This window comes from Acinetobacter pecorum, from assembly GCF_014837015.1.
GTDB classification, from domain to species: domain Bacteria; phylum Pseudomonadota; class Gammaproteobacteria; order Pseudomonadales; family Moraxellaceae; genus Acinetobacter; species Acinetobacter pecorum.
The window spans coordinates 24,384-37,316 of sequence record NZ_JACSPT010000011.1 but is presented as its reverse complement, the minus strand read 5'-3'; the positions used below and the strand labels follow the sequence as shown (position 1 = coordinate 37,316).

Here is a 12,933-nt window from a genome sequence, read left to right as displayed (position 1 = left end):
TTAATCCATAAGCAAAACATACTGAAACGGCGGTTTTGAGCTGAGCTTTTTGCACAAGCGTTAACATTTTTGAGTCGATTTGCTGGATTATCTATTGCTATGTAGGTAGAGGCAGGACTTTAGTCTCAGGATTTTGCTTTATAAATCATCTTATTTATTACTTGATTGTTTCCAGAAGGCTTTGTATAAAGAATTCAGTAGCTTTTACTAAAGCATATTGTTCTTATGCGTTTGATCAGTCATAATTTGCATAAGCAATATTCAATTCAATGCAAATCTATTGAATTTGCTATAAATCTAAATACAAATCCATCCCAATTTATGTTTTCTCATTCCTTTCGGATGGACAAATAGGATAGTTTTTTAAAATGACTCAGCAAGCACAGACCATTCAAGGTTCCATAGTCGCAATCGTCACCCCTATGTTTGAAGATGGCAGCGTAGATTGGAAGGGTCTCGAGAAGCTGGTTGAATGGCATATTGCAGAGGGTACCAACAGTATTGTCGCCGTTGGAACAACAGGCGAAGCCTCTACTCTCAGCATGAGTGAACACACCCAGGTGATCAAAGAAATCATTCGTGTGGCCAACAAACGTATTCCTATTATTGCCGGCACAGGTGCAAACTCGACTCGTGAAGCAATCGAACTGACCCGCGAAGCCAAAGAGCTGGGGGCAGATGCCGCGTTACTGGTAACGCCGTATTATAATAAACCGACTCAGGAAGGCTTGTATCAGCATTATAAAGCCATTGCTGAAGCGGTTGACCTGCCTCAGATCCTGTATAACGTACCAGGCCGTACCGGTGTGGATATGGCCAATGAAACCGTAATCCGCCTGGCCGATATTCCACAAATTATCGGTATTAAGGATGCGACTGGTGATGTGCCACGCGGTGCTGAACTGCTGCAAGGTCTTAGCGGTAAGGATATGACTGTTTATTCAGGTGATGATGCGACTGCGTATCAGCTGATGGGCTATGGTGCCAAAGGCAATATCTCGGTTACGGCGAACGTGGCTCCGAAAGCCATGAGCGAAGTATGTGCCGCTGCCATTGCCGGTGATGCTGCAACTGCTGAACAGTTAAATGCTCAGGTTGCAAATTTACACAATATTTTATTTTGCGAATCCAACCCAATTCCTGTGAAATGGGCACTCCACGACATGGGCTTAATTGGTACAGGTATTCGCCTTCCATTAACACCACTTGCAGAACAATATCGCGCTCCGCTTCATGAAGCACTGGTCGAAGCGGGCGTTATCAAATAAAAGAGCAGAAGATTATGCAATTACGTTTAGGACTTAGCCTTACACTTTCAGTATTCAGTTTGGCAGGTTGTAGTTCATTGGCCGTTAACAACGGCTCTTTAGACTATAAAGAGACTACAAGCCTGGAAGCTTTACAATATCCTGAAGGCACTCTGGTTCGTCCGGCAACGCCATTGTACCCTGCTCCAACGGTCGATCCGCTTGCAATTGAGCATGCACCTAAGCTTGAAAACCAGCGTGGCAACCGTTTTGCCTTGCCACGCCCGCCAGCCCAGACTGCAAACTCAGGTGCAGCGAATCAGACCGAAACCAATACTATCGGTAAACCGCAGTTGGTCACTGACGGAAATCTTAATCCTCTGCTTAAAATTGAGGGAAATTCTGCTACAATTTGGCAATACACCCTTGCCACCCTCAGCAGTCTGAATCATAGCGTCGTTGCCCAGAGCAAAGATCGTTACGAAATTACGGTTAAGATCGATCAGCAAACCTATGTATTAAGATTATCTTCTGTAGGTTCAAGTAATAACCTCGCTGTGTTCAATGCCGATAACAGTTTTGCCGACCGTGAAAAAGCCGCAGAACTGCTCAACCAGATTTACCAAAATTGGCCAGCCTAGACATTTCTAGGCATTTTTTTTTGTAAAAGGTTCCCTCATGTTAAAACAAACCTTGCTCTATACTGGTAAAGCGAAATCTGTCTATACCACAGACAGTTCAGACCATCTGATTTTAGTCTTTCGGGATGATGCCTCTGCATTCAATGGCGAAAAAATCGAGCAACTAGATCGTAAAGGCAAGGTGAACAACCGTTTTAACGCCTTCATTATGGAAAAGCTGGCAGAAGCGGGTATTGAAACTCACTTTGAAAAGCTGCTGACTCCAAATGAAGTGCTGGTGAAAAAACTGGATATGATCCCGGTTGAATGTGTGATTCGTAACTATGCAGCAGGTTCTTTATGCCGCCGCTTAGGTGTGGAAGAAGGCAAGGCCTTGGTTCCTCCAACATTTGAATTGTTCTTTAAAGATGATGCGCTTGGCGATCCAATGGTCAATGAGTCACAAGCAATTGCTTTAGGCTGGGCAACTGCTGAACAATTGGCAAAAATGAAAGAATTGACTTACCAAGTAAATGACGTGCTGAAAGCATTGTTTGACGCAGGTAACATGATTCTGGTCGATTTCAAGCTTGAATTCGGCGTATTCCACGACCGTATCGTACTGGGTGACGAATTCTCTCCAGACGGTTGCCGTTTATGGGATAAAGACACCAAGAAAAAACTGGATAAAGACCGTTTCCGCCAAGGTTTAGGCGGTGTGGTTGAGGCATATGAAGAAGTCGCTGGCCGTCTAGGTATTGATCTTTCCGATATCTAATTATTCCTTAATTAAAAAACCGGATTTATAAATCCGGTTTTTTAATCCCTGCTACTTTCTCATTCCAGTTATTTAATTCAGTTTTTAAAGAGAGAAATTAAAAATAAACCTGTCATATAAATAAATAGTTTATTTAACACTTTTTCATTAGTTTTTGATAATTAAAATAAAGTGTACTAATTTAAATCAGATTCAACACATTATTCATTTAAAATAAAATTCAACCAATTAAATCATTAAAATAATTAATTATTTTTATTCATAAAAAACTACATTTTAAAACAAATATTTATTTTAAAATAATTCATTACATAATTATTTTTTTAGCTTATCAAAGCATGTTAATTATAATTAATCCTTGCTTAAAAAAGATAAGGAAGTATAAATTTTTCACTGCTCACCACTTAATTTATAACCAATTAATAATGATCGAGAAAAAACTAAAATAAGTTGAGGATTTTCTTATGAAAACATCTGGCTTTACCATATTGCTGCTTGCTGCCCTATTAAGTGCATGTCATGACAGCGATAATGACTCTTCCAGTTCTAATCCGCCTCCTACCCCAATTCCTAATCCTGTTGAACCGCCCCCTTATGACATGGAAGACATGAATAATTATATTGCTGCGACAAAATACGAGCAGAGATATAATAATGTGGTCGAGAACTGTGGGTCTGACTCAGCGCCACAATATGAATGTTCCGGACTGTTATTTAGAGGTATTCGGATCGCAGCTCAACCGAAACCTTGGGTTCACCGGCAAAGAGACCGCGACAAAGGCGCTGTAGCTTTTGCTTATATTCGCCAGGATCTGAATTTCAAGTTACCCGATGATACCTATCAGGCAGGTATTGTGATCAGACCGGATTATGAAGATGTAGCACCGACCCGCTGTGCATCGCCTATGGACATGAATACTGATGCCAGAACTGGCTCATTTAATAACTGTCTGAAATCGGATGAAGTCCAGTATGGCTCGGTCGACTATACAGTAAAAGACTGTCAGGACTGGGGCATCGATACGCCACAGAAATGGCTGGATATATTTATACCCGTCATGCGGGCTACCAAGGCACAAGGTACCCTAGATCAGTTCCCGGGACAGACCTGCTCGTATACCATGTCTGTATCTGATCAGGCTAAATTTGCGACTCGGGCGAATTACTTTAGTATGTTTGCCGCTATCCGAAAAGGTGTTCCAACTGATTTGCGCCCAGACTGGTGGAATGACGAGATTCTGGTCACTGCCTGGAATGACGAAAAGGCCACCACTGCACCGATCGAAGCTTTTTATTATAATCTGGGTAATGAAGCAGGTTTAGAAGCAGCTCAAAGCTTCCAGCAAGCATATTATGAGGACACCCAAAAATATCTTCCTATTCTAGCAATTGACTTTAAGGTAGATGAGCCATCCCGCATCTACTTCAGTGCACATGACCAGGTTGTATTTGAAAATCTGTCCAACCTTGAAAAAATTAAAATCACCGCAAACTGGTTAACGCCAGACCCGCCTGCGGAGAACTCAGCAGCGTTCGAGCTTGATAAAAAGACCTATCAGGAACTGCTCAACCCTTCTGCATCAAGATGGACACTGGCTCAACAAGATGCCAATATCACCTCACAGTATTTAGCCAGACGTTTTCTCGGCTTCAATTACAAGTACTATACCACTGAAGTTACCGCGCTAATCAATTATATGGTTGATTTTGAACAGCCAGTCGCAAATGAAATTAAGGCGAAATATAATCGTGAACGGCCATTTGTTTACTATAACAGTGAAATATGTACCCCTGAAGACCGCGACTTCCTGTTGACGAATACCTCATATCCATCAGGCCATAGCTTAAGAGGATATCTGGTCGGCTACAGCCTGTCCGATGTAGACAATAGCAGAAGAAGTGAGTTTGAAAACACTGCAGTTGATTATGCGAAGAGTCGTATAGTCTGCCGGGTACACTGGTTAAGTGATACTGAAGCAAGTAAAGGCATCGCTTCAATGGCTATGAATATTTTAAAATACTCTCCTGAATACCTGGGTAGAGTACAAGCTGCCAAGCAGTCAATTCAATAATCTGTCTGGGAAAGACTAAAACTCATCGAGCTTTAAATTTCCAAATGATGCTCCATAGATTTAATCATCTTTGGGGCATTATTTTTACATAAAAAATCAATCTGTTTCGAGTTAAATCATTATTATTAAGTCCTGAATTTTTAGATGATTAAATAATTGGATTAAAAACATTTTCCGGCAGATTAATACCATTATATTAAATCTATTTAAAAATACTTAAATCATTTATTTCTGCTATTTCAACTAATTATCTGTCCCAATATTTAACCATTTTTAAAACAGGATTCAAATTATTTAATAGTAATTAAAATAAAAGCCCGATCCCGGGCTTTTATTTACTGTTGCTGTTGTTGCTGCCAGCGACGTTGCTGCAAGCGCTCGGCCTCTACTTCACGCTTATTCCGCGCTGACTCATACAGTTTTGTTCCTTTTAGCTCTGGTGGCAAATATTCCTGCATCACAAAATGCTCAGGGTAATTATGCGGATACAGATAATCTACCCCATAGCCCTGCTCTTTCATCAGCTTGGTCGGTGCATTTCTTAAATGCAAAGGTACCGGCAGGTTGGACGTTTTATCTGCGAGTTCCATCGCTTTGTTAATTGCCAGATAGGTACTATTACTTTTGGCACTAGTCGCCAGATAAACTGCACATTGCCCCAAAATAATCCGGCATTCCGGCATGCCTACAGCCTGTACCGAACGGAAGCATTCACCGGCTAGTAACAAGGCATTCGGATTGGAGTTACCGATATCTTCAGATGCGGCAATCAGCATACGGCGTGCAATAAACACTGGATCTTCACCGCCTTTGAGCATCCGCGCCATCCAGTATAGGGTTGCATCCGGATCACTGCCGCGAATTGATTTAATAAAGGCCGAAACTAAATCATAGTGCTGCTCACCAGACTTGTCATAACGGGCAATATTTTGCTGAGCCACTTTCACCACTATCGCATTGGTGATGATATTTTCCATATCCGGTTCAAAGGTACTGGCGATCAGATCGAGTAGATTTAGTGCCTTACGGGCATCTCCTGCCGCGAACTGGATCAGGGCGTCAAATTCTTCAATCAGGATATGTCTTTCCTGCAAGAAAGAGTCATTTTGCAAGGCTTGCGTCAATAAGCTCTGAATTGATTCAGCACTCAAGGCATTCAGGCTATACACCTGACAACGTGACAATAAGGCACTATTCACTTCAAAGGACGGGTTTTCCGTGGTAGCACCAATTAAGGTAATTTTCCCCTTCTCGACCGCGTTTAACAGCGCATCCTGCTGAGATTTATTAAACCGATGAATTTCATCAATAAATACTACAGGCGTCAGCAGATCACCACCTTCGGCAATGATTTCACGCAGCTCTTTTACGCCAGTATTCAGAGCAGACAGACTGATAAAAGGCCGGTCTACCGCTTGAGCCAGCAGTAAGGCAATGGTGGTTTTACCGACCCCGGGTGGTCCCCAGAAAATGATCGAAGGCAGATGTCCCTGATCAATCATCTGGCGTAAAGGCGCCTGCTCACCCAGCAAATGTTCCTGCCCGATAATCTGTGTAAGGTCGCGTGGCCGTAAACGTTCTGGAAGCGGGATATGACTATCTGACATGTTATTATTGGCTCAAATTAAATTCTGATCTCATTCTAACACCAGCAGTTTTGATTCCAAGATTGCAAGCCCCAAGCACAAAAAATTAATTTATATAGATATCCCCTATTTTTTTAATTCTGAATGAATTAATCTCTATAAAAGCAAATAATTTGAACATGATTAATTGTGAATTAATTACAGTGTAATTTTCATATTGTTTATTCTAATTAAAAGAAACTTATCTAGCCCATTGGGCAATTCTGGGCTGTAGTGGTGAATGCATGAAGCATGATAAATTTGAACAGGGAACTGTGAGCTGGTCGGAGCCACTGGCATCATCATCACTGATTGCGCCACACGTTCACTTGTCTGAATCTATTTTGTTAAAAAATCTGATTGATGCCTTACCCCAACCCTTATGGGTCAGCAACAAACAACATCTGCAATATTTTAACCATGCCATGACTGACTATCTTGGGGTAAACCTGAATGAACAGGGCAATCCACAATGGCAGAACTTCATTCATGCAGAGGACCTGCAGCTGTTTTTAACGCAGTGGCATGCAGCGCTGGACCAGCATCAGGATTTTGAAACCCAGTGCCGGATTAAACGCAGTGATACCCATTATCGCATGTGTACTCTGGCTGTAAAATTTCATCATCAGCCGGACCATTTGCTGCAATGGGCCGTTTCCCTGACCGATGTGCATGATTATTTTGAAATCCAGCAGCAACTTTCTCATATTGTTTCCACCCAGGAAAATATGCTGGATGCCAGTGCAGACTGCATTAACATTATCAGTCCTGAAGGTGAAATTCGACATAGCAACCAGCCGGGTTGTCTGACACAAGCAAATGAGGCCGAAGAACAGGATCAGGACCGCTCATTGTCCTGGTTCAATCGCTTAACCCCTGAAGCGCGAAAACCCGCGCAGCGCGCATTAAATCAGGCTGCCCAAGGCTTAAACAGTCGTTTTTCCAGCAAAGTTCAGATTAAAGATCAACCAATCCAGTATTGGGATCACCTGCTGACCCCGATTCTGGATCAGCAGAATATTACTCAAAATATCCTCTGTGTATCACGGAATATCAGTCAGCAAAAAATCGCAGAAACCCGTTTAAAAGAAGTGATTAAACGTGATGAACTGACTGGCCTGTATAACCGTAGTACCTTCTATAAAACCTTCAAACAGGTCTTGGTAAAGGCCAAGCAACAGCAGACCATGGCAGGTTTACTACTCATTGATCTGGACTATTTCCGGCACATCAATGATACCCTGGGTCATATTGCTGGCGATCATCTGCTCCATATTCTGGGTAAGCGTTTCCAGGCCTGTTTCGGGCCAAATACCATCGTTGCCCGCCTGGGTGGGGATGAGTTTGCCGTACTAGTCAAAAATCTGGAAAGTGAAGAACAGCTGCTGGCAACAGCGCAAATGGCGTATGCCCAGCTGGAGCAACCGATCAATTATGTCGGCAATAGCATCAACAGTGCCATGAGCATAGGCTGCACAATTTATCCACGTGATGCCTTGAATACTTCTAATCTGCTGAAATGTGCCGATATTGCCTTGAATGACCTGAAAAATAGTGGTCGTGGTGGTATCCGCATGTTTAATCAGGAAATGTGCGGATCACTGGAAAATATGACCAAGCAGCTGACTCTGGCGCGCAAGATTATTCTGGCCGATCAGATCATTCCCTATTATCAGCCCAAGGTGCGTCTATCTGATGGTGCAGTGATTGGTTTTGAAGCCCTGTTACGCTGGCAGGATCAGGACCAGAATATCCAGTTACCTTCTGAAATTTTTGGCGCCTTTCAGGACTATGAGCTGGCCTCACGTATCAGTGAAACCATGCAACTGAAAGTCTTTGCAGATATGAGTCGCTGGCAGGCTCAAGGTCTGGATCTGTTGCCAATTTCAATCAATGCTGCACCGGTTGAATTCCTGCGCGATGACTATGCCGAAAAACTGTTGGCACGCCTGTCCAATTTCGATATTCCGGCCCACAAAGTTGAACTGGAAATTACCGAACAGAGTCTGTCCGAGCATGGTGCCAATTATGTGGTCCGTGCTCTGAACCTGCTGAAACAGGCTGGAATCCAGATCTCGCTGGATGATTTCGGTACCGGACATTCTTCACTGACCCGCTTGCAGGACTATCCGGTCGATTGCATCAAGATTGACCGCAACTTTGTAGAACGCATGAACAGTGACCCATCTGCGTTGGCTATTGTCAAAGCCATTACCCAGATTGGCTCCAGTATTGCACTGGATGTTCTAGTCGAAGGTATCGAGAATACAGAACAGCTGGACACCCTGATTCATTGTGACTGCCAGATTGGACAGGGATTCTATTTCTATCGTCCGATGGCCGGTGCTTCGGCCCAAGCTTTGCTGCATCCGCTAGCGCAAGAAGCAACTATTCAGCAATCATGCAGACAGATTTAACGCACCCAGCGTACGATATAGTCTTCGATGTCATTTTCATGAATGTCGCTTTCACTCAGGCAGCGTCCTGCTGCTGACTTGCGTGCCTGAATCACACTTTCTCGTGAACCGCTGACCAGATAATGCCAGGATGGCAAGCTTTTGCCCTGTTCTACCCGGCGATAGGCGCAACTTGATGGTAACCAATGAATGGTTTGCAATTTTTCTGGGGTAAGCTGAATACAGTCCGGCACATATTGCAGGCGATCCGGATAATTGGAGCAACGTGCAGTGGTGCAATCCAGCAGCTTGCAGGCCACTTTGGTATAGGCAACTTCCTGGGTATCTTCGTCTTCCAGTTTAATCAGACAGCATAAGCCGCAACCATCACATAAAGCTTCCCACTCGGCCTGCGTCAGTTCAGCCAGTGAATAGTTTTTCCAGAATTCAGGACGTAAAGTATCGCTCATGATCAGGTCGGCACATTCAAAAATCAGCTTATTATAGCAGCCCGAACCTTACAGACCTATCGCTCAAATTCTTATTACTATCACGTAAACTATTGTTAAATCATAGACAGTTCATCAACAAAACACTAACAGTCGCTAGAATCGTTTATTTCTATACTAAATTTGAAAATAAAAACACATGGAGAATATATATGTTTCGCTGGGCTATTATTTTTGCTGTTATTGCATTAATTGCGAGTCTACTAGGTTTTGGTGGCGTTGCAGGCTTATCTAAGGATTTTGCAATTATCTTGTTGGTAATTGCGGTGATTCTTGCGATCGTGGGTTTTCTTTCTCGCGGCAAAGTCTAGATTTAAACTAGACTTGCCCGAGGCAAGTGTTAACTTTCGAAAAAAACAAGAGCCTTTTGGCTCTTGTTTTTTTATGGCTCTATTAATTTATACCAGCTCGGTTTTAAGCTTAAGGTTTTAGATGACGAGGCCTAAATCCCGCTACCAGTAAGGCTGCAAGATAAGCTGCCACACCGACAACACATAAGATCACCACTTCTAAAACACGCATCCATTGCGATACATCTGCGTTATACCAGCTCAGGCCATAGGCTAAAGCGGCAATCATGATGGTATTGGCAAACATAAACTGCAGGAAGATTTTTTTCCAATGGGAGCCAAAACGGAAAATATGACGTTTATGCAGATAATAATAGAGTAAACCGGCATTGACCATGGCTGAACCCGTTGATGCCAGTGCAAGCGCCATATGCTCTGCTTCCCAATGAATTAGCTTGAAGAAACCGATAAAAATCACGTTCAGAATCGCATTGGCTGCCACGGCTATCAAGCCGATACGTACTGGTGTTCTGGTATCCTGTCTTGCATAAAAACCGGGCGCAAAGACTTTAATCAGCATAAAGGCGATCACACCACCACTCATACATTTTAATGCCAGAGCCGTCATTTGAGTATCTTCAAAGGTGAACTGGCCACGTTCAAACAGGGCCTGAATGATCGGTGTCGAGAGCATAAATAATGCAATGCTGGCAGGAAGACCTGCCATCACAATCACTTTGGCAGCCCAGTCCATCATGCCACGAAATTTTTCCGGATTCTGCTCGGTATGCCGCGCAGATAATGATGGCAGAATTACAGTTCCAATCGCAACACCGATCAGGCCAAGCGGCAATTCGGTCATACGCTCGGCACTGTACAGCCAGGACACCGAACCATCCTGCATGAACGAAGCCCAGATGGTATTTAACAATAGATTAATTTGCGTGACCGATACCCCAAATAGTGCCGGCAGCATCAACTTCATGATGCGATCAACACCTTCATGTTTGAAGTCAATTTTTGGAGGAATCAGCAGCTTTTTACGCCACAATTCAGGAATCTGGATCGCCAGCTGTAAAATACCGGCAATAATAACTGACCAGCCCAGTGCCATAATGGGCTCTGCCATATAAGGCGTAAGCCAGACTGCTCCGGCAATCATGGCAACATTTAACAAGACCGGTGCAAATGCCGGTGTGCTAAAAGAGCCATAACTGTTCAGGATACTGCTGGCAAAGGCAGTCAGCGACATGAACAGCAAATAAGGAATGGTCAGGCGAAACATGTCCGTTGCCAGGGCGAATTTTTCAGGATCGCTATGGAAACCCGGCGCATAGATATACATGATCAATGGTGCAGCAATCATCGCGACCATGGTCAGCGCTGTCATCACTGTCGCCAGACAGCCGAATACCCGACTGATCAGAATCTGGACTTCGAGATGAGTACGACTGGTTTTGTATTCGGTCAGTACCGGAATAAAAGCCTGTGAAAATGCGCCTTCGGCAAATAATCGCCTGAAAAAGTTTGGAATACGAAATGCAACTACGAAAGTATCGAAGTCTTTACCAGCACCAAAGACATTCAGTAAAACAATATCTCGAACCAATCCCAGTACGCGTGACAACATGGTCATCGCACTGACAATGACGGTCGAACGCCAAAGCGCCATCCTCTTCACCTAATGTATAAATTTGTGGCTATTGTAATGAAACTTTTGTCAGAAGTTCATTGCTTAATTTCATCCCGCAAGCGAGTTTGAAGTGTTTTTATAATGCTGTAACTGTGTACGAAAATCAGCCCAGTTAAAATACGGCCCCGGATCAGTCTTGCGGCCCGGTGCAATATCTGAATGTCCGGCAATATGCTGCTGGATTTTAGGATAATAATCTTGCAAACAGGCAGTCACTTTGACTAGGGCTTCATACTGTGCGGTTGCAAAAGGCAAATCATCACTGCCTTCCAGCTCGATCCCGATCGAATAATCATTACATTCTTTTTTGCCCAAATAGGTCGAGCGGCCTGCATGCCAGGCACGGTCATTAAAATTGACGAATTGCAGCACCTCTCCCGTTCTTAAAATCAGCAGATGAGTTGAAACCTGCATCCCTTCAATTGTCTGAAAATAAGGATGTACGGACCAGTCCAGCTGATTCTGAAAAAACTGTTCAATATAACCGCCGCCAAACTGGGAAGGAGGCAGGCTGATATTGTGAATCACCAGCAATTGGATTTCAGTTTGTACTGGCCGCTGATTAAAATTGGGAGATGGGATTTGACGTACACCGATTAGTTGCCCGTCCCTAACCTGAAACTCAGCTGCCTGTTGCATAGAACCGTTCTCCCCAAAAAATAAAATCTGCAAGATCAGCATTGCAGCCGGCTTCATGCTAAAACTTTCAAGGACAAATCTCAATTCATCCCGGCAAACTGGATGAAAAATCGCTCATCTTTTATGTAACGGTGCTAAGATAAGGCGCAATTTTTACGGCTTAAAAAGATACGGAAGTAGACATGAGCATATCTCAAGCTTTGCTAGACCAGTCGATTCAAATCAACATCCAACAGGCACTTTCAGAAGATATTGGTGAAGGCGATATTACCGCCCTGCTGACCCCTGAAGACGAACAGGCCACTGCCACCATCATTAGCCGTGAAAACATGGTTTTGGCCGGTCAGCCTTGGGTCAATGCCTTGATTCAGGCCTACGATCCGAGTGTTGAAGTGATCTGGCTGAAAAATGATGGCGATCATGTTCAGGCCAACGAAGCATTTTTAAAACTGGCGGGATCTGCGCGTAGTTTATTGACCGTGGAGCGCCCTGCCCTAAACTTTGTCCAGACACTATCGGCCGTTGCCACTAAAACAGCCCACTATGTCAAACAGTTGCAAGGTCTAAATACCAAGCTGTTAGATACGCGCAAAACACTTCCGGGTCTGCGTATTGCACAAAAATATGCCGTGGCCATTGGCGGTGGTCAGAATCACCGTTTGGGTCTGTTTGACGCCTTTCTAATTAAAGAAAATCATATTATGGCAGCGGGTGGTATTGCACAGGCAATTGCCAAGGCTCATCAGATTGCGCCGGGCAAACCGGTCGAAGTTGAAGTCGAAACCTGGGATGAGCTGAATCAGGCGCTGGAAGCCCATGCCGATATCGTGATGCTGGATAACTTCAGTCAGCAACAAATGATTGATGCGGTACAACATGTAGCCGGCCGCTGTAAGCTAGAAGCTTCAGGGAATATTACTATTGAGAATTTACGTGAGGTTGCCAGTACCGGCGTTGATTATATTTCCATGGGCGTGCTAACCAAAGATGTCAAAGCCATTGATCTATCGATGCGTTTTAATGCTGAAGCTTAAATTTGATACGCAATAGGAGAAGGGTGCGAA

General features: G+C 43.7%; 11 protein-coding genes. 7 read left to right on the top strand and 4 right to left on the bottom strand.

Going from position 1 to position 12,933, the window contains the following annotated elements; genetic code table 11:
• Positions 1-368: 368 nt before the first annotated feature.
• The 4 genes from dapA (at position 369) to H9629_RS09630 (ending at position 4,717) form a co-directional block, all read left to right on the top strand.
• Positions 369-1,268 carry a 4-hydroxy-tetrahydrodipicolinate synthase gene (gene dapA, locus H9629_RS09645; protein WP_064095127.1) on the top strand — a complete coding sequence of 300 codons (900 nt, stop codon included), beginning with the start codon at positions 369-371 and terminating at the stop codon, positions 1,266-1,268.
• A gap of 14 nt (positions 1,269-1,282) precedes the next feature.
• Positions 1,283-1,888: a lipoprotein-34 precursor (NlpB) gene (locus tag H9629_RS09640; RefSeq protein WP_191731001.1), complete on the top strand. Its 606-nt coding sequence runs from the start codon at positions 1,283-1,285 to the stop codon at positions 1,886-1,888.
• A 37-nt stretch (positions 1,889-1,925) separates the two neighbouring features.
• Positions 1,926-2,645 (top strand): phosphoribosylaminoimidazolesuccinocarboxamide synthase, encoded by a 720-nt coding sequence (gene purC, locus H9629_RS09635; protein WP_064102573.1) that lies wholly within the window; start codon positions 1,926-1,928, stop codon positions 2,643-2,645.
• Positions 2,646-3,109: 464 nt separating this feature from the next.
• The gene (locus tag H9629_RS09630) at positions 3,110-4,717 is read left to right on the top strand and encodes a phosphatase PAP2 family protein (protein WP_064095130.1); all 1,608 of its coding nucleotides are present in this window, start codon (positions 3,110-3,112) and stop codon (positions 4,715-4,717) included.
• Positions 4,718-5,052: 335 nt separating this feature from the next.
• Here the strand turns inward: H9629_RS09630 and H9629_RS09625 are convergent, their stop codons facing one another.
• The gene (locus H9629_RS09625) at positions 5,053-6,324 is read right to left on the bottom strand and encodes a replication-associated recombination protein A (RefSeq protein ID WP_191731000.1); all 1,272 of its coding nucleotides are present in this window, start codon (positions 6,322-6,324) and stop codon (positions 5,053-5,055) included.
• Between the two features lie 263 nt (positions 6,325-6,587).
• Between H9629_RS09625 and H9629_RS09620 the strand changes: the two genes are divergently transcribed.
• Positions 6,588-8,759 (top strand): bifunctional diguanylate cyclase/phosphodiesterase, encoded by a 2,172-nt coding sequence (locus H9629_RS09620; protein WP_191730999.1) that lies wholly within the window; start codon positions 6,588-6,590, stop codon positions 8,757-8,759.
• Here the strand turns inward: H9629_RS09620 and H9629_RS09615 are convergent.
• Positions 8,756-9,208, bottom strand: coding sequence for a YcgN family cysteine cluster protein (locus H9629_RS09615; RefSeq protein WP_191730998.1), 453 nt, complete (start codon positions 9,206-9,208; stop codon positions 8,756-8,758). The genes H9629_RS09620 and H9629_RS09615 overlap by 4 nt on opposite strands.
• A 191-nt stretch (positions 9,209-9,399) precedes the next feature.
• Between H9629_RS09615 and H9629_RS09610 the strand changes: the two genes are divergently transcribed.
• On the top strand, positions 9,400-9,558 hold the full coding sequence (locus H9629_RS09610; RefSeq protein ID WP_004647174.1) for a DUF1328 domain-containing protein: 159 nt from the start codon (positions 9,400-9,402) through the stop codon (positions 9,556-9,558).
• A 109-nt stretch (positions 9,559-9,667) separates the two neighbouring features.
• On the opposite strand, the gene murJ is transcribed toward H9629_RS09610, so the two are convergent.
• Positions 9,668-11,218 (bottom strand): murein biosynthesis integral membrane protein MurJ, encoded by a 1,551-nt coding sequence (gene murJ, locus H9629_RS09605; protein ID WP_171255306.1) that lies wholly within the window; start codon positions 11,216-11,218, stop codon positions 9,668-9,670.
• 60 nt (positions 11,219-11,278) lie between these two features.
• Complete coding sequence (gene ampD, locus H9629_RS09600) at positions 11,279-11,869, bottom strand: 1,6-anhydro-N-acetylmuramyl-L-alanine amidase AmpD (RefSeq protein WP_191730997.1); 591 nt, start codon at positions 11,867-11,869, stop codon at positions 11,279-11,281.
• Positions 11,870-12,051: 182 nt separating this feature from the next.
• On the opposite strand from ampD, the gene nadC reads away from it, so the two are divergent.
• Positions 12,052-12,903, top strand: coding sequence for a carboxylating nicotinate-nucleotide diphosphorylase (gene nadC, locus H9629_RS09595; RefSeq protein ID WP_064102570.1), 852 nt, complete (start codon positions 12,052-12,054; stop codon positions 12,901-12,903).
• The last annotated feature ends 30 nt before the right edge of the window (positions 12,904-12,933 follow it).

Excerpts from the sequence above, each read along its gene's own strand:
- H9629_RS09620 (WP_191730999.1), top strand. The coding sequence starts at position 6,588 with ATGAAGCATGATAAATTTGAACAGGGAACTGTGAGCTGGTCGGAGCCA.
- H9629_RS09615 (WP_191730998.1), bottom strand. The coding sequence starts at position 9,208 with ATGAGCGATACTTTACGTCCTGAATTCTGGAAAAACTATTCACTGGCT.
- ampD (WP_191730997.1), bottom strand. The coding sequence starts at position 11,869 with ATGCAACAGGCAGCTGAGTTTCAGGTTAGGGACGGGCAACTAATCGGT.
- nadC (WP_064102570.1), top strand. The coding sequence starts at position 12,052 with ATGAGCATATCTCAAGCTTTGCTAGACCAGTCGATTCAAATCAACATC.
- purC (WP_064102573.1), top strand. The coding sequence starts at position 1,926 with ATGTTAAAACAAACCTTGCTCTATACTGGTAAAGCGAAATCTGTCTAT.
- dapA (WP_064095127.1), top strand. The coding sequence starts at position 369 with ATGACTCAGCAAGCACAGACCATTCAAGGTTCCATAGTCGCAATCGTC.
- H9629_RS09625 (WP_191731000.1), bottom strand. The coding sequence starts at position 6,324 with ATGTCAGATAGTCATATCCCGCTTCCAGAACGTTTACGGCCACGCGAC.
- H9629_RS09610 (WP_004647174.1), top strand. The coding sequence starts at position 9,400 with ATGTTTCGCTGGGCTATTATTTTTGCTGTTATTGCATTAATTGCGAGT.
- H9629_RS09640 (WP_191731001.1), top strand. The coding sequence starts at position 1,283 with ATGCAATTACGTTTAGGACTTAGCCTTACACTTTCAGTATTCAGTTTG.
- H9629_RS09630 (WP_064095130.1), top strand. The coding sequence starts at position 3,110 with ATGAAAACATCTGGCTTTACCATATTGCTGCTTGCTGCCCTATTAAGT.